Source organism: Pseudomonas sp. SAR267 (genome assembly GCF_052077595.1).
GTDB lineage: Bacteria > Pseudomonadota > Gammaproteobacteria > Pseudomonadales > Pseudomonadaceae > Aquipseudomonas > Aquipseudomonas vlassakiae.
In genome coordinates this window covers 417,384-443,249 of sequence record NZ_JBQIHU010000001.1, presented here as the reverse complement: position 1 = coordinate 443,249, position 25,866 = coordinate 417,384, and the positions used below count along the sequence as shown (strand labels likewise).

18 protein-coding genes and 1 pseudogene are annotated in these 25,866 nt (G+C 63.0%); 9 read left to right on the top strand and 10 right to left on the bottom strand.

What is annotated here, in order from left to right; all coding sequences use genetic code 11:
• Positions 1 to 93: 93 nt before the first annotated feature.
• Positions 94 to 2,610 (top strand): UvrD-helicase domain-containing protein, encoded by a 2,517-nt coding sequence (locus tag ACTORR_RS02375; RefSeq protein WP_313364461.1) that lies wholly within the window; start codon positions 94 to 96, stop codon positions 2,608 to 2,610.
• Here ACTORR_RS02375 and ACTORR_RS02370 read toward each other — a convergent pair whose 3' ends face one another.
• Positions 2,611 to 7,488 (bottom strand): NEL-type E3 ubiquitin ligase domain-containing protein, encoded by a 4,878-nt coding sequence (locus ACTORR_RS02370; protein ID WP_441343530.1) that lies wholly within the window; start codon positions 7,486 to 7,488, stop codon positions 2,611 to 2,613.
• A 171-nt stretch (positions 7,489 to 7,659) separates the two neighbouring features.
• Between ACTORR_RS02370 and ACTORR_RS02365 the strand changes: the two genes are divergently transcribed.
• A complete protein-coding gene (locus ACTORR_RS02365; protein WP_054887698.1) occupies positions 7,660 to 8,586 on the top strand; it encodes an alpha/beta fold hydrolase in 927 nt (308 codons plus the stop codon).
• Between the two features lie 238 nt (positions 8,587 to 8,824).
• A complete protein-coding gene (locus tag ACTORR_RS02360; RefSeq protein WP_441343529.1) occupies positions 8,825 to 10,498 on the top strand; it encodes an MFS transporter in 1,674 nt (557 codons plus the stop codon).
• A gap of 77 nt (positions 10,499 to 10,575) precedes the next feature.
• On the opposite strand, the gene ACTORR_RS02355 is transcribed toward ACTORR_RS02360, so the two are convergent.
• Complete coding sequence (locus ACTORR_RS02355; protein WP_054887696.1) at positions 10,576 to 11,145, bottom strand: hypothetical protein; 570 nt, start codon at positions 11,143 to 11,145, stop codon at positions 10,576 to 10,578.
• Positions 11,146 to 11,220: 75 nt separating this feature from the next.
• The gene (locus tag ACTORR_RS02350; RefSeq protein ID WP_054887695.1) at positions 11,221 to 11,607 is read right to left on the bottom strand and encodes a VOC family protein; all 387 of its coding nucleotides are present in this window, start codon (positions 11,605 to 11,607) and stop codon (positions 11,221 to 11,223) included.
• Positions 11,608 to 11,821: 214 nt separating this feature from the next.
• Between ACTORR_RS02350 and ACTORR_RS02345 the strand changes: the two genes are divergently transcribed.
• Together ACTORR_RS02345 and ACTORR_RS02340 are read left to right on the top strand one after the other, a co-directional pair.
• Positions 11,822 to 12,286: a hypothetical protein gene (locus tag ACTORR_RS02345; protein ID WP_054887694.1), complete on the top strand. Its 465-nt coding sequence runs from the start codon at positions 11,822 to 11,824 to the stop codon at positions 12,284 to 12,286.
• A 177-nt stretch (positions 12,287 to 12,463) separates the two neighbouring features.
• Positions 12,464 to 13,369, top strand: a complete 906-nt coding sequence (locus ACTORR_RS02340; RefSeq protein WP_054887693.1) for a LysR family transcriptional regulator — start codon at positions 12,464 to 12,466, stop codon at positions 13,367 to 13,369.
• 41 nt (positions 13,370 to 13,410) lie between these two features.
• Here ACTORR_RS02340 and ACTORR_RS02335 read toward each other — a convergent pair whose 3' ends face one another.
• Together ACTORR_RS02335 and ACTORR_RS02330 are read right to left on the bottom strand one after the other, a co-directional pair.
• Entirely contained in the window at positions 13,411 to 13,827 is a 417-nt protein-coding gene (locus tag ACTORR_RS02335; RefSeq protein ID WP_014590706.1) for a RidA family protein, read from the bottom strand.
• Positions 13,827 to 15,229: pseudogene (locus ACTORR_RS02330) on the bottom strand (flavin-containing monooxygenase). Before ACTORR_RS02330 ends, ACTORR_RS02335 begins: the two are co-directional and overlap by 1 nt.
• 207 nt (positions 15,230 to 15,436) lie before the next feature.
• On the opposite strand from ACTORR_RS02330, the gene ACTORR_RS02325 reads away from it, so the two are divergent.
• Both ACTORR_RS02325 and argE read left to right on the top strand, forming a co-directional pair.
• Positions 15,437 to 16,114 (top strand): DUF1028 domain-containing protein, encoded by a 678-nt coding sequence (locus ACTORR_RS02325; protein ID WP_054887690.1) that lies wholly within the window; start codon positions 15,437 to 15,439, stop codon positions 16,112 to 16,114.
• A complete protein-coding gene (gene argE, locus ACTORR_RS02320) occupies positions 16,107 to 17,267 on the top strand; it encodes an acetylornithine deacetylase (RefSeq protein WP_313364464.1) in 1,161 nt (386 codons plus the stop codon). Before ACTORR_RS02325 ends, argE begins: the two co-directional genes overlap by 8 nt.
• Positions 17,268 to 17,376: 109 nt before the next feature.
• On the opposite strand, the gene ACTORR_RS02315 is transcribed toward argE, so the two are convergent.
• The 4 genes from ACTORR_RS02315 to ACTORR_RS02300 all read right to left on the bottom strand — a co-directional run bounded on the left by ACTORR_RS02315 (position 17,377) and on the right by ACTORR_RS02300 (position 22,918).
• Positions 17,377 to 18,645 carry a carbohydrate porin gene (locus ACTORR_RS02315; RefSeq protein WP_313364465.1) on the bottom strand — a complete coding sequence of 423 codons (1,269 nt, stop codon included), beginning with the start codon at positions 18,643 to 18,645 and terminating at the stop codon, positions 17,377 to 17,379.
• A gap of 92 nt (positions 18,646 to 18,737) precedes the next feature.
• Positions 18,738 to 19,691, bottom strand: a complete 954-nt coding sequence (locus ACTORR_RS02310; RefSeq protein ID WP_212632438.1) for an IS110 family transposase — start codon at positions 19,689 to 19,691, stop codon at positions 18,738 to 18,740.
• Positions 19,692 to 19,928: 237 nt separating this feature from the next.
• The gene (locus tag ACTORR_RS02305; protein WP_441343528.1) at positions 19,929 to 22,346 is read right to left on the bottom strand and encodes a glucose/quinate/shikimate family membrane-bound PQQ-dependent dehydrogenase; all 2,418 of its coding nucleotides are present in this window, start codon (positions 22,344 to 22,346) and stop codon (positions 19,929 to 19,931) included.
• A gap of 218 nt (positions 22,347 to 22,564) precedes the next feature.
• Positions 22,565 to 22,918, bottom strand: coding sequence for a hypothetical protein (locus ACTORR_RS02300; RefSeq protein WP_054887686.1), 354 nt, complete (start codon positions 22,916 to 22,918; stop codon positions 22,565 to 22,567).
• 118 nt (positions 22,919 to 23,036) lie between these two features.
• On the opposite strand from ACTORR_RS02300, the gene ACTORR_RS02295 reads away from it, so the two are divergent.
• Together ACTORR_RS02295 and ACTORR_RS02290 are read left to right on the top strand one after the other, a co-directional pair.
• Entirely contained in the window at positions 23,037 to 23,936 is a 900-nt protein-coding gene (locus tag ACTORR_RS02295) for a LysR family transcriptional regulator (RefSeq protein WP_054887685.1), read from the top strand.
• 113 nt (positions 23,937 to 24,049) lie between these two features.
• Positions 24,050 to 25,249 carry an MFS transporter gene (locus ACTORR_RS02290; protein ID WP_054887684.1) on the top strand — a complete coding sequence of 400 codons (1,200 nt, stop codon included), beginning with the start codon at positions 24,050 to 24,052 and terminating at the stop codon, positions 25,247 to 25,249.
• Between the two features lie 3 nt (positions 25,250 to 25,252).
• Here the strand turns inward: ACTORR_RS02290 and ACTORR_RS02285 are convergent, their stop codons facing one another.
• Positions 25,253 to 25,864 carry a LysE family translocator gene (locus ACTORR_RS02285; protein WP_054887683.1) on the bottom strand — a complete coding sequence of 204 codons (612 nt, stop codon included), beginning with the start codon at positions 25,862 to 25,864 and terminating at the stop codon, positions 25,253 to 25,255.
• Positions 25,865 to 25,866 lie beyond the last annotated feature (2 nt).

The following is a 25,866-nucleotide window of genomic DNA, read 5'->3' as shown; positions in this document are numbered from 1 at the left end:
CATCATATTAATAGATTGATGATGGCGAAGTGGATTATGCGATTCATCGCCTAATACACTGATCTGCAAGCATTCGCTGGCGATTTTCAGCAGATGCGGCGAACATGGCCTGCTGATTTGATTTTCAACGGAGTGACCGTGGCCCACGAGCAACCCCAGGCCCCCGCCGAACTGACCCCGCCCGCTCAATTACCCTGGTTGCGCCGCCTGGCGGCCCGCCTGCTGGGCCGCGGCTTGACCCGCCTGCAGGCACAACATCGCGACTCCTGGTTCCTGGGCCACGTCACGGGCCAGCGCAGCGGCCATGCCGATGGCCTGCGCGAAGGGTTCGAGCGCGGGCGAGCGGAAGGCTTTGAGGCCGGGCGCCAGGTGCTGGTGATCCGCGACGCCCGCCCTGATGCCGCCGCCGTGCCTGGGCAGGACGACAATCTGTTCGACGATTGGCGTCTGCCTTTGAATGCCGAGCTGAAGAAGCGCTTCAAGGCCGACGTTGCCCAGCGCCTGCCCGCCGAGGCCCAACCCAGTGCTGCGCAGTGGAAGCTGATCTTCAGCGACACACCGTCCACCTGTGTGGTGGCCGGCGCCGGGGCAGGCAAGTCGACCTCGCTGGTGCTGCGCATCCTGCTGTTGCGTCAGTACCTGGGCTACGAGCTGGACGCGATGACCGTGGTCACCTTCACCCGCGAGTCGCGCAAGGACTTCATCAAGCGCCTGGTGCAAGTGTTCGCCCTCTGGCAGCTCGACCTGCAACCGGCCAAGGCGCGCGAGCTGGTGCGCACCTTCCATTCACGGATCCTGCCACTGGTGCGCAGCTTGCCGGGCTTCGGCCAGGTGCGCGCGTTCGAAACCCTGGGCAATGAGATGCCGGCCGGCCGCGAAGCAGAGGCCGACAGCAACCCGTTCGACCTGCGCCTGAACGATGCCCAGCGGCAACAGCTCAACCAGTGCTACAGCCAGTTGCTCGGCGCCAGCCCGCGCTTCGCCGAAATCATCGCCACCTTGCGCCGCGAGGCCCTCCAACTCAAGCCGTTGGACCCGGACCACCCGGACGTGCAGAAGCGCGTGCAGGTTACCCAGCTGGCCGCCCAGCGTGACGAAGAACTGTGCGATGTGATCGAAGACCTGTGGTTCGCTGCTGGCGCCTGGCCGATCAAGGGGATCGAGCCGTGCCGCGAAACGGTCGAGATCCGCGGCAGCCGCTTCCATGTGCACGGCCGACTGGAAGGCCTCGATGCCTGGGTGGTGCTGGGCTTCGACCCCGCCGAAAGCGCCCAGTACCAACGCCCCGGCGCCAAGCTGGCGGTGCGTGCCGAGTGGGCGGTCAAGCGCACCTTGCTGCAGGCGTTCTGCGACAAGCCGCTGATCTGGCTGGACAACTACGCCATGGCCCGGCGCCTGGCCGCATCGCTGGCCGGTGATGCCGTGGCCGGGCCGGGATTCGAGTACAAGGTCAAAGGCGAGCTGGCCCCGGCGCCGTTGCTCGACGCCTTTGTCGGTGCCGCCAACTTCATCGAGAACCTTGGCCTCGAGGTGAACCCGGCCGTGGCGGCCATGAGCTTCCCGCCCGGCGACACCGACGCGCTGTTCTTCGAGGCGTTGGCGCTGTACTGGAAAGCCCTGGAAGCGCACTTGCTCGACCAGTCGCCACCGGTGATGAGCTACAACCGCATGTTCGCCCTGTTCGGCGAGAACAACCCGGAGAACCTGCAGCTGCTGCCCGACCCGCTGCTGCGGCCACTGGCGCACCTGATGATCGACGAGTTCCAGGACGTCTCGCCGCAGATCGTCAGCTGGCTGCGGGCCAGCCTCGCGGAAATCCGCCGCCGCGGCCCGGCCATGCACACCGGGCGCAATGCCCAGCATGCCTCGTTGATGTGCGTGGGGGATGACTGGCAGTCGATCTACGGTTGGCGCGGCAGTTCACCGAAGTACTTCATGGAGTTCACCAAGGCTTTTCCGTCGCCGGCCAATACGCGGGTGATGCTGGTCGACAACTACCGCTGCCAGCAGCAGGTGATCGATGCCGCCGAACACTTGGTCAAAGGCACCCCGGCGATTGCCGGCAAGAAGGCCCGCGCCAGTGGGCCGGCCGCTGAGCTGCCGGTGGCCCCGGTGCGGGTCTTCGACCGTGATGAGGCGGCGCTGGGTGAGACGCTGATCGAGCATTACCAGCGCGGCGAGTCGGTGATGATGCTGTACCGCAAGGGCAGCGACAAAGCCCTGATGAACGAGCACCTGCAAAGTGTCCTGCACGCCGAAGCCCAGTTGCCTGCCGAGCAGCGGCGCCTGCGCCAGTTGACCTACCATAGCGCCAAAGGCTTGCAGGCCGATGCCGTGTTCATGCTCGGCGATTGCCAGTACCTGAGCAGCTCGCCCTACAAGAACCAGGTGTACCGCCAGGCGGGCCTGGGCAAGGCCGGCGATGCCCAGCCGTTCGATACGGCGCAGAAGGAGGAGGTGCAGCGCCTGGCCTATGTGGCGGTGACGCGTGCGGTCAGGCACTGCTATTGGCATGTCGAAGCGGCCAACGCAGAGGCAGCGGGTGTGCCGCGCGCGTCGAGCCAGGTGGATGGGCGGCAGGCCTTCTTCGAAGACCTGCGCGGTCAATGATCAGTCGTTGAGGGTTTCCGCTTGCCGGGTAAGGCTCAGTAGCAGCCCGGCCTCGACTTGTTGCTGCTCGTGCGTCAAGGCGCCCATGGCCTTGTAGAAAGCGGCCTGTTCGAGTGGCACTCGGCGTAACAGGCCGCTTTCGTCCAAGGGCGAAGCCGGCAGGTACGCGCTCAGCGTGCGCGTGATGGCGCTGTCCAGCCAGGTGATCGGCTCATAAGCCGCGTCCCAGCAATAGAACAGGTAGTCGATGCCGGGTCGCCAGAAGTCGGTAATGGCTTCAAACTGGCTCGCATATCGGTTTTTCAGGTAGTCAACCCAGACGGTTTGCCCGGCCATCCATTGTTGACGTGCAGTGGCGTCGGCATCGAGCTCGAGCACGGCAGTGCCCAGGTTGTCGATTATCGTCTGGTTGATCCTCGCAGTACCTCGATAAAGCATGCCCCTGCTGGGTTCGGGAAAGTCGAGGCTTTCGGCCAGGGACTGACGCAGGGCCAGGCGGACTTCAATGTCATCGACCAGACCGGTTTCCAGGTCCACATCGGGAAAGGCTACAGGGGAGTCCAGCACATCGTAGGCTGGCAGCTCGTCGTCCATGACATCGTCCAGCAGCGCCTGCTTGCGTTGATTGCGCTTGAGACTGATGCGGTCAGCCAGTTCGTTGACCTTTTCCCGGCGATACAGCTGGCGGTACAAGTCGGCAAGCGGCTTGATGCTGCCCTGCGCCTGGCCCGCTGCCCGGTTGGCCAGCAATTCGACCTCCAAGGCGCTGAAGGCCTCGGCGCCGGCATCGCCACAGGTGGGCGGGTAGAGTTGCGCCACTTCCGTCAGGCGGTCTCGCAGCGCGGTGTCTTCGCTGGCTTGCTCGAGCAGCGACCATACACGCATGCGCAGGCCTTGCGGATCGCTTTGCGCTTCTTTCGAATAGGTCAGGCGCTCGATCACGCCTTGCAGGGCACCGTTTTCGTTCTGGTCGAACAAGTCGGCCCAGAGCTGATCCTGGCGGCTGCTCGCCGGGTCTCGCCAGAACTCCTGCCACTCCGGCCTCTCGGGCGTATGCTCGAAGGTGTTGACACCGCTGGCGCGTAGACGCCTGAGGGATTCGGCCTCGATGTTGTTGTAATTGAACAGCCAGTTGCGTTCAGGCAGGCGGGCGGCGACATCGCGTGCAAACGGGCTGCGGAGTATGTTGGGCAGGTCCTGGACATGGTGGATACGGTTGCACGACAGGTTCAGATAGCGCAGCTGATACTGGGGTTGGTTCATCAACGTGGTGAGGCCGTTGGGCCATGCCTGCAACTGGCAGTTGTTCAAGTCCAGATGGCGGAGCCGAGCCATGAAACCGACGTCGGGGGCGACTTGCAAGGGGTTGAAGTCCAGCTCCAGCCGTTGCGGATGGACAAGGTCCTGGAACCGTGCCGCGAGGTCTTCATCGAGTGTGATGCGGTTGCTGCCCAGCCTCAGGACATCCAGGGGCATGTTGCACAGAAAGGCCAATGTGTCCTGGTCGAGGGTCAGCCGGTTACGACGCAGGTTCAACTGGCGCAGGTCGGGCATCGCGGTCAGCACCCGCTGCGCAGTGGGCGAGAGGACTTCCAGCGTATTGCTGGTCAGGTCGAGCGCGCGCAGCTTGGGCACCGCCGCAAGCGCCTGATACAGCGACTCTGCAGGGAGGTGCGGGTTGTCGATCACTTCCAGCATTCGCAGGTTGGGGAAGCATGACAGAAACTGCTGGTCCAGATGTTGCAGTTCCAGGCCGGTCAGTTTCAGTTCCCGGACATGAGGCAGGCGGGCGTTGATTGCGGGTAGTTGGGGTAAGCGCATGCGTTCCAGCACGAGCACCTGCTGGTGGCTGCCTCCTTCCCGACGCCAGGCCTGTATGAGTTGCTCGGCACACTGTTGTCGATCGAAACGATCGTCCAGGCCTTGCGCATCCTTGACCCATTTGCGCAAGTCATTATCGAGATCGCGCAGTTCTGCGCGCAAGCGTCCGATCGCAGAGCCGAGGTCGCCGGTCTCGGCCAGTTCGGCCTGCAAGGCCGCAATCTGTCGACCGTTCAGGCCAGGGAACAGTGAGCGCAGCCGCCGCGCAGCAACGCTGGCATCGAGGTGAGTGGCGCCGCGACCACTGAGCGGGTAACCGATTCGACCATGGGCCAGGCGCATCGGCGAGCGCACGCCGGGCTTGATCGGTTGCTGGCCAAGCAGCGTCGCACAGCCAGGGCGGTCGGCAAGCGCGATGTCCAGCAATCGGGCTTCACCCGCTTGCGGATGTTCAGTTTGCAGGGCTTGGCGCAGCAGCGCGCTGTCCGCATTGGCCAGGTTGGGCCGGTACAGGCCCAGCAGGGCACGGTCAAGGCGGGCGCGGGCTTGCAGGTAGCGCGCTTCTTCAGCCACGCGCAAGGGCACGCGGCCACTCGCCATGCGTCGCCGCTCGCTGCTGCCAGCATGGGCAACCAGCTCTTCCAGTGCGTTGTCGGGCAAGCCGGGAAACTGCCGGCCGAGCGTTTGTGCCTCGGCGCTGAGAGGCGTTTGCTGGCTTTTGCGCATGCTGTCGAAGAGATCGCCGCGGCGTTCTGTCAAACGGTTCGCCAATTGCTCATCCAGAGCGCGTGCTCGCTGTTCCGGCGCCATGCCTGGCAACAACTGTTGCAAGGCTTGCTCATCCATCTGCTCGACGATGACATTGCTCAGGTTACCTGAGTCGAGATCTTCCCGGCCGATCTCGATGGATAACGCATCGGGCGCGCCTTCAGCACCGAAGTACACGGCATCCCCCCAATTTTCAGGTCCCGTGAACACCTTCAACCGGTAACGCGCTGGCCACCCCGGCATGTTGGTCAGTTCCGGCAGCGCAAATTTCTTGTAGGCCGCCAGTGGCAGGCCGTGGCGCACCCGGGTGATGATGCTCTGGGTTTCGTTATCCAGACGCAGGCGCAGCAAGGTATCGGCCAGCAACGCTGGCGGGCGAACGCCATTGATCTGGCTGTGGCGCAGGCTGTCTGCATCGCCACCGGCAATGCGCAGGGCCGTGAGTTGTTCCGAAGGCTCAAGGCCGTCGCTGAACTGGCCAAGCCCGTTCAACAGCTTGCTGTCGTCCCATTCGAGCGGGTCGTCATGATCCAGCTGCCAACGTTTGTCACCCAGATAGCGCAACGCCGGGCTATAGGCATCGCGGGTTTGAGGATGGCGGACACGCCATCTACCGTCGCCGCCTTCGAACACTTCGTACAGCTGCCCCTCAAGCAGTAGATGGTCTTTGCCACTGATGACGTAGAGCCCCAGGTCGTTGGGCTGTGCGTCTGCAGGCAGCAGTTCGCCGCTGGCATAAGGGCGCATGTCAGGCTGCCAAAGGCTTTGACGGCCACCTTTCCAGACGCTTTCCAGGGCATCGACAAACCCCGACGCCTTGAGCAGTTTTGCACCGACTGCAACGCCCCCGATCGTAGCCGCGTTGATGGCCAGTGATTCCAGTTGCAACAATGCCTCATGGGTATCGCCGTTCTCCCAGGCCTCAAAGCCGGTGAACACCGAGTCCATGATGTCGTAGGCGAACACGCCGAGCATGACGACGTCCAGGCCTGGCACGAAGAACGCAGCCACATTGAGCACGGTCATACCGATATCTAGCCACCGTGCAAGCCGTGCCTTGCGTGCCTTGGCGTCGGCCTCGGCAGTGGGCACCGCAATCGCTCGCGCATCAGCCATCAGGCGTCGCGTGTGGTTGCGGTACAGCACCGGCCAGATGGGCAAGGCCAGCTTGGCGGAGTCGAACGGCACGTGGGGCTTCACTACGGGCTTGCGCTCGGAAGGGGGGCCTTCGAAGAGGGCGGCTTCCAGCATTTCGGTGAGTCTGGCTTGATTGTCCTGGTCAGCGGATGCGATCAGTTGGTGGCGGAATGTGGTTTGCAGCAAGCGTTGCAGTAAATGCGCGCCAGCCTTCTGCAACGAGGGGAATTCCCTGAGGGGTTGCTCCTGATCCTGGGGAATGTAGAGCATGCAAGGGTTGGCCTGGTCCGTACGATCCGGGCCAATCAGCAGGGCATCATTCAGCGGGATGCCGAACAGGCTGAAGCGCCAGCAGTGAAGCGTGTCGCCGGCATAGTGCGGTGTAGGGTGGTTATCGCATAACTGGGTCAGCGCATCGCGCCCCTTGCGCGTCAAAAAGCCTTTGAGGCAGGCAATCATTGCCTGGGTTTTCAGCGCCTGCCGGCTTGCTTCAATCCATCGCTGTTCGATCTCTGCTTGCCGGGGCCCCTTGTAAATGGCTTGCAGGTGGTGTTGATAGCGCTGGCCCAGGTCCAGCGCTCGGCATTGATCGATGAACATCTGTGGCGTGAGGCCGCGGAGTCTTGTGTTGTTGCGGCCTTTGGTCAGGGTGTCATACGGGCCTGCTTGCTCAGACGCGGCAAAATTATGCAGGGCGGCTTCCATCAGGGAGCGTGGTTGCGGCGGCCCGTCGGGTTCGGTGATGAAGGGTTGGGGCTGGTCCAGTGAAATCTCCAGGCCGGGCGGGTTTGTTTGCTTGATGAACACCTTGTAGGGCTGGTGGATGTAGTGGGCCTGGTCCACTTCGACATCCAGGCCCAGTTGCTCGCTCAGCAACGGTTTGCAGAACTCATGGATCTGCTTGAAATCCCTGAGCGCGCCGCGCAACGCCTTGAACTGCGCATCGCGATCGCCAATGAGTTGCTGCACAAGCGCCTGGTCGTCGTGACTGGCCCCAGCGTACCAACTGTACGGCGCGCCATTTTCATCCAGGTAGTCCTTGCGCACGGCCTGGACGATGCGGCGGGTATGCTCAGGATGCATCGTTCTCGCCCAGAGCGGCAGGCTGCGATCAATCTGGGCTTGATGGTAGGGCATGGGTGGGGTTGGCATGATGGTACTCCTGTCGAAAGAAGCGCCATTCGGCAGCCTGCCCGGCCTCACGAGGTGGTAATCAGTTGCGTGCAGCGGTCGGTCCTGTGCATGCAGGGGTCGGCGAGGGGCCAGCGTGGGCAGGCTGACTGAGGGATGGTGGAGTACGGCATGTTTTCAGGGAGAACTCCAATGCATTCGCTGTGCAGTCCCAAGGATCATTTGCTGGACCTCGATGGTATTGAAATTGCGGTACGCACCTGGGGGCCAGAAGACGGCATCCCAGTGCTGGCCTTGCATGGCTGGCTGGACAATGCGGCCTCGTTCGAGCGCCTGGGGCCATTGCTGGAAGGTTGCTTCGTGGTGGCCCCCGACCTGATCGGCCATGGCCGTTCCGATCACCGCCGCCACGACAGTGGCTATTACCTCTGGGAGCATGCCGAGGACATGCTGGCGGTCACCGACAGCCTGGGCCTGTCCCGGTTTCACGTACTTGCCCATGGCATGGGCACCGGCATCGCCTCGCTGCTTGCGGCCATGACCAGTGGCATCGCCAGCATGATCTTCCTCGATGGCATCGGCGCGCCGTTCACCGTGGCCGAGGATGACCGTGTACAGCACCTGGCACGCGCGTATCGGCTGAAGAAGATGGTCCAGCGCAGCCAGTTGCAAGGTGCTGGCGAGCCCCATGGCAGCCGGTTCGACAACCTGGAAACAGCGCTCGAACAACGGCGCAAGCGCCTGGACGGCGAACTGAGTGAGGATGCCGCGCGCCTGCTGGCCCTGCGCGACCTGCTGCAATTGCCTGACGGTTACTGTTGGCGCCACGACCCACGGCTGGTGCTGCCCGAGCCGATGCCGCTGACCGAGCGCGAGGCGTGTGACCTGTTGCGGGAAATCCGCTGCCCGTTGTACCTGATGTTCGGCAGGCAGGGCGCATTCAGCGGCCACGGTTTCGAACGGCGCCAGGCGGCTTTGCCGGGCCATGCCAAGGTGTCCTGGCACCCCGGTGGGCACCATTTCCATCTCGAGGCGCCGGACCGCGCGCTGGTCGACCAGCTTCTACGCATCCTCGCCCGCCATGAGGGGGGGCTGCTACAGCGCCTGGTGAACGAATAGCGGGCTATGGGATTTCGTGGCGGCGCAACTGCAGCGGTTTCTGGGGTCAGGGTATCTGGCGATGCTGGCAAGTGGATATTGCCGCAAAGCCGATTATGCTTCAGTCACCTTGCTGCGATCCGAGGCGGCTGACCTCGTCGTGCTTCGCGCAACCTTTGTAGCCCTTGGGCCTGGGTGCGACGGTTAAATGGAAGTGAGGTACTCCGGCCTGCGATTAGCGACAAGACGGAGGCAACCCATGGCGGTTCTCGACAGCGCTTCCACGGGCAGTAGCTCGCCCCAACGGGGCATCACCAAGGAGGAGCGCAAGGTCATCTTCGCCTCCTCGCTGGGCACCGTGTTCGAATGGTACGACTTTTACCTGTACGGCTCGCTGGCAGCGATCATCGCCAAGCACTTCTTCGCCGGCGTCAATGAAACCACCTCGTTCATCTTTGCCTTGCTGGCCTTTGCCGCGGGCTTTGCCGTGCGGCCGTTCGGCGCCATCGTGTTCGGCCGCCTGGGCGACATGATCGGGCGCAAGTACACCTTTCTCATCACTATCGTCATCATGGGCCTGTCTACCGCAGTGGTGGGGCTGCTGCCCAGCTATGCGGCGATTGGTGTGGCGGCTCCGGTCATCCTGATCACCTTGCGCCTGCTTCAGGGGTTGGCGCTGGGTGGCGAGTATGGCGGTGCAGCCACCTATGTCGCCGAGCATGCGCCCAAAGGCCGGCGTGGCTTCTTCACGGCGTGGATCCAGACCACCGCCACGCTGGGTTTATTCCTGTCGTTGCTGGTGATCCTGGCCTGCCGCACCGTCATGGGTACCGAAGTGTTCGAGGCCTGGGGCTGGCGAGTGCCGTTCCTGCTGTCGATCGTGCTGCTGGCGATTTCGGTGTATATCCGCATGCAGCTCAACGAGTCGCCGGTATTCATGAAGATGAAGGCCGAGGGCAAGGCGTCCAAGGCGCCCCTGACCGAGTCGTTCGCCCGCTGGGACAACCTCAGGGTGGTGATCATGTCGCTGTTGGGCGGCACGGCCGGGCAGGCGGTGGTGTGGTACACCGGGCAATTCTATGCGCTGTTCTTCCTGCTGCAGATGCTCAAGATCGACCCACAGACCGCCAACCTGCTGATCGCCGGGTCCTTGCTGATCGGCACGCCGTTCTTCATTTTCTTCGGCAGCCTGTCGGACCGTATCGGCCGCAAGAAGATCGTCATGGCCGGCTGCATCATCGCTGCGCTGACCTACTTCCCGATCTTCAAGGCGCTGACCGAGTACGGCAACCCGGACGTGTTCGTTGCCCAGGAGCAGAACCCGGTGGTGGTGGTCGCCGACCCTGGCCAGTGCGCGTTCCAGTTCGACCCGGTGGGCAAGGCCAAATTCACCAGCTCGTGTGACATTGCCAAAAGCCTCCTGGCCAAGCGCGCGATCCCCTACACAAACCAGGCAGCCGAACCTGGCAGCGTGGCGCAGGTTCGTATCGGTGAGCGGGTGATTCCGAGCTTCGATGGCAGCAGCCTGGCGGCTGCCGACTTGAAGACCCAGGCCGATGCCTTCACCGCGACCATGGCCGGGGCCTTGAAGGAGGCCGGTTACCCGGAAAAGGCCGACCCGGCGAAGATCCATTACCCGATGGTGCTGTTGCTGCTGACCCTGCTGGTGATCTACGTGACCATGGTCTACGGGCCGATCGCGGCCTGGCTGGTTGAACTGTTCCCGGCGCGCATCCGCTACACCTCGATGTCGCTGCCGTACCACATCGGTAATGGCTGGTTCGGTGGTTTCCTGCCGACAGTGGCGTTCGCCATGGTGGCGGCGACCGGGGACATCTACTACGGGCTGTGGTACCCCATCGTGATTGCGCTGATGACGGCGGTGTTGGGTATCTTGTTCCTGCCGGAGACCAAGGACCGCGATATCTCATAGGCAGGTCCGGCCTCTTCGCGGCGCAAACCGCTCCCACAGGTGCAGTGCAGGGCCTGTGGGGGTGGCTCAGCGACCGCTCAATCGAAATAGCCACGCAGGGTGAAGGCATACCCGGTATCCACCGCCTTGGCCTCGCCCCGGTTCCAGCGTTTGGTCAACACGAACTCGAACGCCGGTTCGTACAACCCGTCCCTGATCAGCGCCCCCGCCAGCACCTCGACGTCATACCAGCCGTTTTCCAGCTCGATCATCGGCCGCCCCGGCACCTGGTAGCGGGCCAGCAGGTCACCCAGCGTCTTCGGGGTGAAGTGCTGCAGGATGCGCCAGGTGTACAGCATCAGCGCACGGTTCTCCACGTGCAGCACATAGCCGTTGCGCCGGTGCTTGAGACGGCTGCCGGGTTCGAGCAGGGCGGGTGGATGGCCATCGAGGGTGAACAGGATGTGATAGGGCAGGTTGTCGACGCCTGCCAGGGGTATCACCACGCCTTCGGCCACGGCCTTGTCGCCACTGTCGTTGCTGGTGAATTCACGAGCCAGGTCGTCGGACAGGTGATTTTCTTCTTTGAAACGATCGAGCAGCTGGATATCGCCCAGCAGGAAATAGTCGACCAGGTCGTTGAGCACTTCGCTGAATTCGTGGCGCATCTGTTTTCCTTGTTGTGGCGCACGGGATACAGCTGCAATGTAGCCAATGGCAGCATCGGCTGCCATGGGCGCCGCTCAGTGTTTCTGAGCGATCTGGATCAGGTTGCCGCAGGTATCGTCGAACACCGCGACAGTGACCGGGCCCAAGTCGGTGGGCTCCTTGGTGAACTTCACGTTGGCCTTGCACAACCGGGCATACTCGGCCTGGATGTCGCGCACGCCGAAAGTGGCGGCTGCAATGCCGTCCTGTTTCAGCGCTTGCTTGTAGAGCTTGGCGGCGGGGTGCGCATCGGGCTCCAGCAGCAGCTCGACACCATTCGGGTCATTGGGTGAGGTCAGCGTCAGCCAGCGATGCTGGCCCATGGGGATGTCGTGCCTGGGCTCGAAGCCCAGTATGTAATGGTAGAAAGCCAAGGCCTTGGCCTGGTCGTCGACGAGGATGCTGGTGACAACGATCTTCATAGGCGTACACCGTACCTGCGGGTCGTTACCTACCAGTAAAGACGTTCTGGCCTGTTTCACCAGCCTTGAGCATTGAAGCGCCTCTACGCTGCGTCAAATTTGTAATACCTTTCGTTGATTTATGTAAGGCTGCTCCCTAACTGCGTCAAACCACTTTTCCCCCCTGCGTATGCAACTATCGTGTGGTTCCTTAACACGCGTAAGAGGAACAGACATGACGCTCAAATCCATGCTCGTTGCTACTGCCATCAGCATCCCGGCGATCACTCAAGCAGCCACTGCTGAGCCGATCAAGGTCCCTGTTGGCTCCCCTACCATGGTTCATCATTTGAAGTACGAGGTGATGTACAGCGAAAAGCCGTTCGAGCTGGCGAGCATCTACTACTACGACAATGGTATCTACAAGATCGTGTCGCCTGGCGAAGATCACTATGGTGTATACGTGATCGTGGGGCAGTCGACCGATTCGGTCTACAAGATCAGTTACCTGTCACTGCCCTCCGAAGATTGGGGCAGAAATGTCGCCAGGCATGATCTGACCTTCGACAATCAGAAGCAGGTCTTCACTCAGCAAGCCCTTGCTTACACGGACCAGAACATACCCCCGCAGCATGGCAGCTTCGTTCAAGCAGAAAACACGGCTAGCGATCATGCCAGTGTTAGCTGGCAACATCCCTGACGGCAGGTACGGGGCACTGACAGCTTGGTACCAATGTCCGGCCGGCGCTGGTAACACAAAAAGTATGTTCAAGCCTTAGGCAAATCCTTCATCACCCAGCAGCCCGCTGAACCAGGCCACAAGGTAAAGTGACAGGAAAATTCCAAGGCGCCCGCGAGCGGCGCCAACGAGGTGCCTGTGGCTTCCTACACCCTGCGACAACTCAAATACTTCGTCACCACCGTCGAGGCCGGCAGCGTCGCCGAGGCCTCGCGGCAGCTGTACATCGCCCAGCCGTCGATCTCCACGGCGATCAAGAGCCTGGAAGAAAGCTTTGGTGTGCAACTGTTCATCCGCCACCACGCCCAGGGCGTCTCGCTGACGCCAAGTGGCAAGCGTTTCTACGCCAAGACCAAGTCGTTGTTGCAGATGGCTCACGAGTTCGAGCAGAACGCCCTGGCCGACAACGACACCGTGGCCGGTCAGATCGACATCGGTTGTTTCGAAACCGTGGCGCCGCTGTATCTGCCGCGGCTGATCGCCGGATTTCGCGAGCGCTATCCGGGCGTGGACATCCGCCTGCGCGACGGCGAGCAACAAGACCTGATCCAGGGCCTGACTGCGGGTACCTTCGACCTGGCGTTTCTGTATGACCACGACCTGGACGGCACCATTGAAGCCGAACCCTTGATGCCGCCACAGAAGCCATACGTGCTGCTGCCCGAGAAGCACCGCTTCGCCGGCCAGGCGCAGGTGTCGCTGCGCGACCTGTGTCCGGAGCCGATGATCCTGCTGGACGTGGCGCCTAGCCGGACCTACTTCGTCAGCCTGTTCAATGAAATGGGCCTGACACCGAACATCGTCTTCAGTTCGCCGTCGATCGAGATGGTGCGCGGGATGGTGGGGCAGGGCTTCGGGTTTTCGCTGCTGGTGACCCGGCCGCATTCGGAATGCACTTATGACGGGCAAAAGCTGGTGACGATCGACATCGCCGAGCCGGTGGCGTTGTCGGGGCTGGCGGCTGCGCACCTGAAGCGGGTGCAGCTGACTAAACCCGCGCAGTTGTTCGTCGAGTTCTGCCGCGAAGAATTGGCCAGGTTCTGAATATCCGGGGCCGCGAAGCGGCCCCAGCGATCTCAAACGGATCACTGCTGATCCGGCACCACCGCAATCACGTCGATTTCCATCAGCCACTCGGCCTGAGCCAAGCCGGCGACCACCAGCCCGGTGGAAATCGGGAACACGCCCTTGAGCCATTTCCCCACTTCCTTGTACACCGGCTCGCGGAAGCGTGGGTCGGTGATGTAGGTGGTGGTCTTGACGATGTGCGACAGGTCGGAACCCGCCTCTTCGAGCAGCTGCTTGACGTTCTTCATCGCCTGCTCGGTCTGCGCCCGAGGGTCACCCAGGCCCACCAGCTTGCCTTCGAAGTCGGTACCGACCTGGCCGCGTACATAGATGGTGTTACCGGCCCGCACGGCCTGGCACAGGTCGTTATCCAGGGTCTGGTTGGGGTAGGTTTCCTTGGTGTTGAACATGCGGATGCGAGTATGGGTAGGCATCAGTGGGCTCCAAAGCTGCTGACATTGCTGATCGGGTTTGCTTGGCCATCCGCTTCGCGCTGCTCGCGGTCGCGGTAGGCCAGGTAGGTGCGCTGCGTGGCGATGTGGCCGGCGACGTGCTTGGCGTCATGCCACACGCCCCAGATGAACGACGAGCCGCGGCGCGACAGCCAGGGCAGGCCCAGGAAGTACACACCCGGCTCGCGGGCCACGCCGCGCTGGTGCTGGGGCTTGCCGTTGGCGTCGAAGGTGTCGACCTGCAACCAGCTGAAGTCGACGCCGTAGCCGGTGGCCCAGATGATGCTGGTGACGCCGGCCTGGGCCAGGTCCAGTTGCTGCAGCGGGTTGACCATGCATTGCGGGTCAGCCAGGCGCTTGCGTGCTTCAGGCTCTTGCGGCAGGTCCAGGCCGTTGCGCTCGATGTAGGCATCGGCGGCATCCAGCAGGGCCAGGTAGTTCTCGTCGCCGCGGTTGATGTTATCGACCAGGTTGTCCTGGAAGTGGGCCACGCCGTTTTCGAACGACTGGGTCAGGCCGACCAGGGTCATCCCTTGGTGAGCGAGGGCGCGGAAGTCCACGGTGTGGCCGCCACGGGCGCCGCTGACGGCGATGGTCACATGCTCGCGGCCCGGCTTGGCGATTTCCGCGTCCCATTCGCCGAGCACACCCAGCCACCAGCAGAAGTCGCGGTTGCGGTAGGATCGCGGCGGGCGGTCGTGGGCACCGACCGACAGGTATACCTGGCGCCCGGCACGCATCAGCTCTTCGGCAATCTGCACGCCGGAGGAACCAGCACCCACCACCAGCACGGCGCCGTCAGGCAGCTGCCCGGGATTGTAGTAGGCGGCGGAGTGGATCTGGTGCAGGTTGGCATCTTTCGGGGCGATCGCCGGGATCACCGGTTTCTGGAACGGGCCAGTGGCGGCCACCACGCGGTTGGCGCGGATCACGCCTTCGTTGGTCTCGATGGTGAAGCCAGGGCGGTCGGCGTTGCGTACCACCTTCTTGACTTCGATGCCGGTGCGTACCGGCAGGTTGTATTTGCGTACGTACTGCTCGAAGTAGTCGGCGACCTGGTCCTTGCCGGCGAAGGCATCAGCGTCGAGGTTGAATTCCAGCCCCGGGAAGCGGTCGTGCCAGACCGGGCCGTTGGCTACCAGGGAATCCCAGCGGCCGGTGCGCCAGGCCTCGGCGATGCGCTTGCGTTCCAGCACCAGGTGCGGCACGCCAAGCTTGCTCAGGTGTTCACTCATGGCCACGCCGGCCTGGCCGGCGCCAACCACGAGGGTGTCGATTTCGATGTTGTTCAGTGTCATGTCCGAGCCCTTGTTAAGGCGGTTTTTGTCAGGTCGGTTTGGAGGACCGCCGTTGCCTGGGGCCAGACTAGGGATGCCTGGAAAATCGCGAAAATAGTATTTAGCTGGGGCTTGCCGATAAAACGGCGAAGGCCGCGTTTTGCCTGGGCTCGGCCAGGGGGCTGCGGGCTTTGCGAGCGGTGTTGGCCGGCCTTAGTTTTTTCCTGTTCAAGGCACAGGAAAATGTTGGTTTCGTGGCCCTGAAGGTTCCGCCCAGAATGCCGGGCATCGCACAGAACAACAGGAGCTCCACCATGACTTTCTCCATCATCGGTCGCTGCCAGGAAACCGGCCAGGTCGGTATCGCCATCAGTTCGTCGAGTATCGCCGTCGGCGCCCGCTGCCCATGGGTACGGGCAGGCGTCGGTGCCGTGTCCACCCAGAACATCACCTTGCCGGCCCTCGGCCCGCAAATCCTCGATGCCCTGGAGCAGGGACAGCTGCCTCCTGCCGCCGCACTGGACCGGGTGTTGAGCGCCAATGGCTGGAGCGAGTATCGCCAGGTCACGGTGATCGACAGCCAAGGCCAGGTGGCACTGTTCACCGGCAAGGAAGCGTTGGGCGTGCATGACGCTGTGGCCGGTGAACAGTGCGCGGCCGCTGGCAACCTGCTGTCTTCGCGCCAGGTGATCGATGCCATGGTGCAGGCCTTTGAACAGGCAGGCGGGCATCTGGCCGACCGCCTGTTGGCAGCGATGCATGCGGCGATGGCGGCGGGGGGTGAAGCCGGCCCGGTGCATTCGGCGGCGCTGAAGATTGCTGGCGAATTGACCTGGCCGCTGGTGGACCTGCGCGTGGACTGGGCCGATGAGGACCCGATCGGTGTGCTCGACGGCCTGTGGCAGGCGTACCGCCCACAGATGCAGGACTACGTCACCCGCGCCCTCGACCCGACCGCCGCCCCCAGCTACGGGGTGCCGGGCGATGAGTGAAGTCAGCAGCCGCGCCTTGCTGGAACGGCTGATCGGCTTTGCTACGGTCAGTCGCGACTCCAACCTCGAACTGATCGCGTTCATCCGTGACTACCTGGCCGGGCAGGGGGTGGCGTGCGAGCTGTTCCATAACCCGGAAGGCACCAAGGCCAACCTGTTCGCCAGCATCGGCCCCGCGGATGTCGGCGGTATCGTGTTATCCGGCCACACCGATGTGGTGCCGGTGGACGGCCAGGCCTGGACGCTGCCGGCCTTCAACCTCACTGAACGTGACGGGCGCCTGTACGGTCGTGGGACCGCTGACATGAAAGGTTTCATCGCCTCGGTGCTGGCGGCCGTGCCAAGGTTCCTGGCGCAGCCGCTGCGCATGCCGGTGCACCTGGCGTTTTCCTATGATGAGGAAGTCGGTTGCCTGGGCGTGCGCTCGATGCTGGCCGCACTGGGAAATCGCCCGATCAAGCCACGGCTGTGCCTGATCGGTGAGCCTACCGAGCTGAAGCCGGTGCTGGGCCACAAGGGCAAGTTGGCGATGCGCTGTGAGGTGCATGGCGCGGCGTGTCACTCGGCGTACGCACCTTACGGGGTGAATGCCATCGAGTACGCTGCCAAGCTGATCGGCAAGCTGGGCGAAATCGGTGATGCCCTGGCGCTGCCGGCGCATCACGACGGGCGCTTCGACCCGCCGTTCTCCACGGTGCAGACAGGGGTGATCAAAGGGGGCAGGGCGCTGAACATTGTGCCGGAGGAGTGTGCGTTCGATTTCGAGGTGCGCGCGCTGCCGGGGTTTGAAGCACAGGCAGTGGCCGACCAGCTGCAGACCTACGCCGAGGCCGAGTTGCTGCCACGCATGCGCAAGGTCAACGCGGGCAGTGCAATCCGCCTGCAACTGTTGAGTGCGTATCCGGGGCTGGCCACGCCGCCCGACAGCGAGGCCGCGCGCTTGGTGGCATTGCTCAGTGGCTCGGAGGATTTCGGTACCGTGGCGTTCGGCACCGAGGGTGGGCTGTTCGACCAGGCGGGGATACCGACCGTGGTGTGTGGGCCGGGCAGCATGGACCAAGGGCACAAGGCGGATGAGTTCGTCAGTGTCGAACAGCTTGAGGGTTGTGATGCGATGTTGTTGAGGTTGGTGGATTATCTCAGGCAGGAATGACGGTATTGGCTTCTTCGCGGATAAATCCGCTCCTACAGTACGAAGCATGGCCCGGGCCCCGTAGGAGCGGATTTATCCGCGAATGGGCCGCAGAGCGGCCCCGGCGATTCTAGAAGGTCGCCTTGACCTGCAGGCCAACTACCAGCGCATTGTCGATGTCTTTGCCCGAGAACGCCCCCGGCTCGATGATGTACTGCACATCCGGGCGCAGGTTCAGCCACGGCGTTGCCTGGTAGCCATAGCTCAGTTCGATCAGTTGCTCGGCGTTGTCGATATTGGGGAATTGCTGCCCGGCGTTGAATGCGGCGTCTTCCAGCACATCGCGGCTACGCGGATTCGGCACGGCGCGGCCATAGCCCAGGGCCAGGGTGTCGCGCGGGCGGCCTTCGAACGGCTTGTACAGCACCACACCGGCGCCATACCACTTGGTGAATGGCGAGGCGGCCTCGCTCGCTGCCGAGTACTGGCCGAAGGCGTGCAGGCTGCGGCCCGGCGAGCCGGCGTCGTTCCACACGGCCTGGTCGACCAGCAGGTAGTGGCCACCACGACCGGGCACTTCCTTGCTGCTGTCGACGCGCTTCACGTCGGAGCTGTCGTAGTAGTAGCCCAGCTTGTACTCGCCCGGCAGTTCGCCCTGCAGCTTGTACACCAGCTCCACCGGCACCACGGTACCGGTGGTGTGCTTGGGCCCCAGGTGCCAGGCGCGGCTGGAGTTGCCGTTGCTTTCCGGGTCGACGTTGAACGCCGCAACGCGCAGCTGCCAGGACGGCGACAGGTCGTACTTCACGCGCACGCCGAGGTGGGCGTTGGGGTAGTTGGTCCAGCCGCTGCCACCGGACATGTTCAGCGGGTGGCCACAGAAGCCGGCGTTCATGAAGTTGCACAGGATGCCGCTGTCGAGGCCGCCGAGGTCGTTGCCCATGGCCATGTAGCCGAGCTTGACGTTGAGCGCCGGGGTGAACAGGGTGCGCTCATAGCTCAGTTCGGTCAGGCGGGTGTACAGGCCGCCGTAGTTTTCCTGGATCGGCAAACGGTTGCCGACCAGGTCTTCCGAGGCGCTGTTGCCGCGGCGGTCGTTGATGGTCAGTTGGACCTTGCCGCCGTTTTCCAGGCCGTACAGTTTCGACAGGTCGAACTGTGCGCCGAGCTTGATGTTCTGCGAGTAGCGCGCCGAGCGGTGCAGGCCGCCGTTGGCGTTGTACGCGGTTTCGCCGCTGTAGTCGCCGGTGATCTTGACGCCGTCTTCTTCGAGCTGGTGACGCAGGCCGCCCCAGTCACCAGTCATGGTGCTGCGGTTGAGCAGGTCGCCGTCGGCCAGGGCTGCGGTGCTGGCCAGGGCCAGAAGCAGGGTTGGGGTGATGCGGATTGCGGATGGCATTGCTGTGTCTCGTGTTGTTTTTGGGGGGGCATTCGCGAACAAGCCCGCTCTCACCAGGATCAGCGCAGAACCTGTGGGAGATTCTATGGTTTTCAGCAAGCCAGTTTCCCACCTTTGGTGACGTATTCGTCCTGATTTTTCATCAGGGCGAATGCCACCCGCGCGAGCTTTCTAGCCAGGATTACCAGAGCTTGAGTTGTTGCTTTACCAGATTTCCGGTGCTGTTCATAAAGCCCTTTCCAAGCGGCCGATCTGCTGGCTGCCATCGCAGCGTTATGCAATAGGCGACGAATTTCTGAGCAACCTCGCTTGGTGAGACGACGCCGTCCATTTTTCTGTCCAGAATCACTAACCCGTAAATCCATTCCCAAAAAGGCGATGTACGAGTCGCTACTTTTGAATTCGCCCCTCATAAAAGCCATCACCAATGCTGCGGCGGTGAGAAAACCAATGCCCTCTACTGCCTGACAGCGAGCGACTTGCTCCTGCAGCCCAGCTTCTCGCAACACTTCCTTGATCTTCTGTTGGATCAACTTGTCCAGCCGATCTATTGATTTCACAAAGGTTTCGAAGGCGGCTTGCAAGAGGCTTTCGTTAGCCCAGCTCTGGGTCATCGCAGTGCGAGCAGTCACCAGGGCGGCTCTGCGTCGCAGAAGGCTTTGAAGCTTGCCGTAGACCGCTGGAGGGGGGCTCCAAGGGCGAAGGTCCTCGCCTTCATTTTTCAGAAAACGGGACAGCAATCGAGCATCGGAAGGGTCAGTTTTAACCCGGCCTCCAACGCTTTTTCGGTAGTTGCTCAGTTGAAAGCCATCAATGACATAAACCTCGAAACCCAGGCTATGGGCCTGCTCAACCAAGTCCAGGTGGTAGACATTGGTCGCCTCAACAGCAATTGCAGTATTGAGGGGCTGCTGTTTCAGCCAGCGTTTGATTTCGGGTTTGGAGTTTTTCAGTCTGATAATTTCATCGCGATCATCGTGGTGGATAACCAGCTCAGCTTTCGCGACATCCGCACCCACGATTAACTTACCTGCCTGCATTGCCATGGGCGGCTCCTCACGTTATGGTTTTTCGGCTTGAAGGGGTTTCACCAAGAGGCGCTGGCTTGCTTCTATCGTCGCTTGCAAACGATGCATTCTTTATCGGCGCTTTGGTGGAAGGGGTGGGGCGATGTCTCCCACGGTCTGTACTGCTGCTAACAGTCAGAATCGGGCATTTAGTCCCACCACCCCTTCAAGTCTAACCATACAAGCGGGCTTGCCCGCGAATGCAGCGATGCGGTCTTACGGCAGGGCGTAAGAAATCACGTAGTCGCCACGATCAGTCGACTGGCGCGCACCGCCAGCGGTGATCACCACGTACTGTTTGCCGGTCTTCGGCGAAACGTAGGTCATCGGGCCACCCTGGCTGCCTACCGGCAGGCGGGCTTTCCAGATTTCGTTACCGTTGCTGCTGTCGTAGGCGCGCAGGTAGAAGTCCTGGGTGCCAGCGATGAACACAAGGCCGCCTTGGGTCGATAGGGTGCCGCCGAGGGTCGGCAGGCCGATCTTGATCGGCAGGTGCATGCGGATGCCCAGGGGGCCGGTGTCTTCCACGGTGCCGACCGGTACCTGCCAGGCGATCTGGCGGGTCTTCATGTCGATGGCGGTCAGGGTGCCGAACGGCGGCGCCTGGCACGGGATGCCGGCAACCGACAGGAAGCGGTTCTTGTTGACTGCGTATGGGGTGCCCTTGAGCGGTACGGCGCCCATGCCGGTGTTCAGTGCTTCACCGCCGGAGGCTGCGTCGCCCTTGTTCTGCGACGGGATCATCTGGATCCACAGGCCCAGGCGCATGTCGTTGACGAAGATGAAGCCATGCACCGGGTCGGTGGACAGGCTGCCCCAGTTCATGCCGCCCAGCGAACCCGGGAAGCTCAGCGACAGGTCAGTACCCGGCGCGGTGTACAGGCCGTCGTAGCGCATCTTCTTGAAGTCGATACGGCACAGCAGCTGGTCGTACGGCGTGGCACCCCACATGTCCGACTCGGTCAGGGTCTGCGCGCCGATCTGCGGCATGCCTACCGATTTCGGCTGGGTCGGGGAATACGGCTCGTTGGGGATGTTGCTTGGCTTGACCGGTACCTCGTCGACCTGGGTCAGCGGTTTGCCGGTGGCGCGGTCGAGCACGTAGATTTGCCCGGCCTTGGTGCCGATCACCACCGCAGGCACGGATTTGCCGTCGTCCTTGGTGAAGTCGATCAGGCTCGGCTGCATCGGCAGGTCAAAGTCCCAGAGGTCGTTGTGCACGGTCTGGAATACCCACTTCTGGTTGCCGGTGGTGGCGTCCAGGGCCAGTACGGAAGCGCCGTAGGTGTGGTCCAGCTTGCTGCGCTCCACCCCGTAAATGTCAGTGGACGACGAGCCCATCGGCAGGAACACGGTGTTCATCGCCGGGTCGTAGGACATCGGCGCCCAGCTGTTCGGAGTGCTGCGCACATAGGTGCGGCCATCGGCCGGCGCCTTGCGGTCTTCCGGGTTGCCCGGGTCGAAGGCCCAGCGCATTTCCCCGGTGATAACGTCGAAACCGCGGATCACGCCGCCTGGCATGTCGGTCTGGACGTTGTCGGCGATACGGCCGCCAACCACCACGGTGGTACCGGCCATCAACGGTGCGGAGGACAGCTGGTAGTAGGAGTCCGGTACGTCACCCAGGCCGGCCTTCAGGTCGACCTGGCCGTTGTTGCCGAAGCCTTGGCAGAACTGGCCGTTGTCGGCGTCAACGGCGATCAGGCGGCCGTCGATGGTATTGGTCAGCAGGCGACGCTGGCAGTTGGCACCGGCCGGCACGCTACCGACAGGGATCGGCGAACTGTTCGGCTGGGTCGGCTGGGCGATCGCCGCGGTGGCGTCGAAGTAGGCCATGCCACGGCAACGCTGCCAGACCTTGGACTGAGCGTTGATCGCGTTCTTCCACAGCTCTTTGCCGGTGTCGGCATCGAGGGCGATCAGGTTGTTGTGCGGGGTGCAGATGAACACCTTGTTGCCGATCTGCAGCGGGGTCAGCTGGTCTTCGGCGCCGTTGCCGTCACTGATGGCGACGTCACCGGTGTGGTAGGTCCAGGCCACCTTGAGCTTGTTGACGTTGTCGCGGTTGAACTGGTCCAGCGCGGCGAAGCGGCTGCCCCCTTCGGTGTTGCCGTAGTGGGCCCAGTCCTTCTGCTCTTTGCCGGCCTCGACCGGGGTGATGCCCGGGCCTTTGCCGGTGGGGGCAACGCTTGGGTGGGCGACGAACATGTTGCCTGCGGCGATCACCAGCAGCACCGCCAGCACACCGGCGATGCCGTATGCACCACGGCCGGCGCTGGCGCCATTGGCGCGTGCGAGCATCGGGTAGACCAGCGCCACCACCATGCCGATTGCGCCGAACATGAACAGGCGCGAGAACAGTGGCCAGAACACCAGGCCGGCGTCGATCAGTGCCCAGACCACGGTACCGACCAGAAACGCCGCGTACAGCCAGGCGCCGGACGGCTTGCGGCGAGCGATGAGAACACCGGCGATGGCCATGGCCAGGCCGCCGATCAGGAAGTACCAGGAACCGCCCAGGCCGGCGAGCTTGACGCCGCCAGCGGCCAGGAGCAGGCCGAGCAGGGCGACGATCACGCCCAAGCCGACCAGGATGATAGTTGTGGCGCCAGAGGCGCGCGGTGTTTCGTTCATGCCAGGGATCTCAGCAGGTGGAATGAGCGCAGTTTAAGCCCTTAGCTTGCTAATTAACAAGTTAGTACATAATTTAATGAGGCTGATTGTCGCAGGGGCAAACTTGCAAAGGTGTGGCTAAAAGTGTAGATCACGCGTTGAAAATTGCAGTAAACGTGGCGTTTAACCCGCCTGTAAATTTTCGAGGGCTGGACGTTTGCAACAGGCGATGGGGTATCTCAATGAGGTGGCCATGGCGTGTCGATACCATGAAACACGGCAAGCCAGACGGTCGGTTGCCCTCGGGCAGTCCATTCCACCCGATGCCGGCAATGCGCCGGAATGTCCAGGCAATCACCCGGCAGCAGCAAGCGGGAGTAGTTCTCGCACTCAAAGCGCAGCCCGGCTCTGCCGGTCAACAGCAGGATCCATTCGCTTTCGGCCTGGTCGTACCAGAAGCCGTGCGGGCTGGCCTGGCCGCAGGAGACGATGCGCTCGATGCGCAGCCCAGGGCGTTGCAGCAGTTCATCGACCCGCTCGGCTGCGGCAGGGTCGCAATGGGGCAGGGCATTGAGCAGGTTGGCAATGGGCATGGGATGTTCTCGCACTGACGGAGGTGTTTCCACTATGGACCTGATCGCTCTGTTGTGCGCTTCTTGACCCGCCTTGCCGATTGTAGGAGTGTTCCGAAATTCGAAAACTGGAGTAGCTATGGACAAGCTCCTGGCGATGAAGATGTTTACCGCAACAGTGGATGCCCAGGGCTTTTCTGCGGCTGCGCGCAGGCTCGGCGTCGCTACTTCGTCGGTGACGCGTCTGGTCGATGCTCTGGAGTCGGAGCTCGGCACGACCTTGCTCAACCGCTCCACACGCCAGGTCAGCCTGACCGAAGCGGGTGCACGTTACTACGCAAGGGCGAGGGACATCTTCGACGCGCTGGATGAGGCCGACGCCAGCGTCGCCGACCGAGGCGATGAGCCGGTCGGTGTGCTGCGCCTGTGCCTGCCGGTCGAGTTCGGCCGACGCGTGATCGCACCGCACCTTGGGCCATTCCTCGCCCGTCACCCGTCGCTGGAGCTGGACATCGACATGAGCGACCGGCTCGATGACCTGCTCGACGGCCGCTACGATCTGTCCATTCGCCTCGGCGACCCGTCGCCAAACGGCGAGCTGGTGTGCCGGCAACTTGGCCGCTTTCAGCGCTGGCTGGTGGCAAGCCCCGACTACCTGGCCAGGCGTGACGCGTTGCTGCACCCCGAGCAACTGCTGCAGCAGGCCTGCCTGCGTTTCCGCTACGGGCAGAAGGCGCGCGCCTGGCGCCTGCAGCGCGCCGACGAGGTGCTGGAACTGGAAGTGAGCGGGCCGCTGCGCAGTGCCAACGCCGACCTGTTGCGCGAAGCGGCGCTGGCTGGCAGCGGCATTGCCTTGCTGGCCGACTGGCTGGTGCGCGAGGACGTCGCTGCCGGGCGCCTGCAGCGGCTGTTTGCGGACTGGCAGGCGAGCCCCGGCACGGCCAACGACAGCATCAATGCCCTGTACTTGCCCAACCACCGCGGCTCACGGCGGGTCAACGCATTCATCGGCTTTTGCGAAGGCCTGCTCAAGCCCTGACCCCTACCGTTGCGCCTGGCGCAAAGCCTCGTTGCGCCGGGGCTGGATTCTCTCGCAGGCAAGCGCTCGGTAAGGTGCCTGGCATATTCCAACCCGATGCCGAGGTACCTCGCATGAATCCCTCCCTTGCTGCTGCCCAGCCAGCCCATGCCGGCCTGAGCCGTGCCCTGGTCGCGCTGCTGGCGTTCTGCTGCGGCGCAATCGTCGCCAATATCTATTACGCACAGCCCATCGTTGGGCTGATCGCCCCGGACCTGGGCCTGTCTACCGAGCGCGCCAGCCTGATCGTGTCGTTGACCCAACTGGGCTACGCGCTGGGCCTTTTGTTGCTGGTGCCACTGGCCGACCTGGTGGAAAACCGCCGGTTGATGATCACCACTGCCGTGCTGGCCTGCGTCAGCCTGTTGCTGGCTGGGACCAGCAGCAGCGGGCAGGGGCAACTGTTCCTGATGTATGCCTTGCTGATCGGTTTCAGTTCGGTGGCTGTGCAGATGCTCATTCCGTTGGCCGCTCACCTTGCGCCTGAGCAAGAGCGCGGGCGGGTGGTCGGCAACATCATGGGTGGCCTGCTGCTGGGCATTTTGCTGGCACGGCCGTTGTCGAGCCTGGTCGCCGACCATTTTGGCTGGCGCACGGTGTTCATCGGCGCCGCTGGCCTGATGTTGGCAATCATCTTGTTGTTGGCGTTGACCCTGCCGCGCCGGGTACCTGAGCACAAGGCCAGTTATGCCGGGCTGATGTTGTCGCTGGTCGCCCTGTTGCGCCAATACCCGGTGCTGCGTCAGCGCTCGCTGTATCAGGCGTTGATGTTTGCGGCGTTCAGCCTCTACTGGACCGCAGTACCGTTGGCCCTGGCCAGTGAGCATGGCCTGTCCCAAAGCCAGATCGCGTTGTTCGCCCTGGTTGGCGCGGTCGGCGCCATCGCAGCACCGATGGCTGGGCGCCTGGCCGACGCTGGCCATGCCCGTGCCGGTTCGTTGCTGGCCCTGGTGCTGGCGCCCCTGGCGCTGATGCTGGGCTTGACCACACCCGGCTACAGCGTGATCGGCCTGGGGCTGACCGGGGTGCTGCTGGATTTTGCCGTGCAGATGAACATGGTCATCGGCCAGCGTGAGGTCTATGCCCTGGACCCGGCCAGCCGCGGGCGGCTGAATGCGCTGTACATGACCAGCATCTTCCTGGGCGGGGCAGTGGGTTCGGCGGTGGCCAGCGCGGTGTTTGCCCAGTACGGCTGGCACGGTGTGGCGCTGGTGGGCGCCGCGTTGCCCGGCTTGGCTCTGCTGGTCTTCCTGCTGGTTTCGCGGCGCGCTTGAGCACTACCGGCCCAGCGGCAAGGCGACGCCAATCAGGGCGAACAGGCTCGCGCAACAGCGATTGAACCCCTTGCCGCCCTTGGCCAGCCACGGCCGGATACGAAAGGCCAGGCGCGCCAGCACGTATTCGACCACGCATTCCACGCTGGCAAAGGTCGCCGCCATGATCACGAACTGCAGCAACAACCCACGCTGGGGCTCGATGAACTGCGGCAAGAAAGCGCCGTAGAACAACAGGACCTTGGGGTTGGCAAGCGCCGACAGCAGGCCTTGGCGGAACATCCCCGGGTTGCTCAGGCGTGCAGTGCGCTCGGTCACCTCCAGCTGCAAGCCAGGGCTGCGCCACAGCTGGATGCCCAGCCACACCAGATAGGCGCCACCGACCCACTTGAGCACGATCAGTACCGAGGCTGACGTCTGCAGCAGCGCAGTCAACCCGAACATCGCCAGGGCAATCAGCGCACTGAAGCCGAACACCCCGCCAACGATGGTGAACAGCGTCCGGCGCGCACCATACAGTGCGCCGTGGGTCAGGGCCAGCAGGCTGTTCGGGCCGGGCGTTAGCGACAGGCCGATGCTCGCCAGCAGGTAGAGGAGCCAGGTATCCAACGCCATGG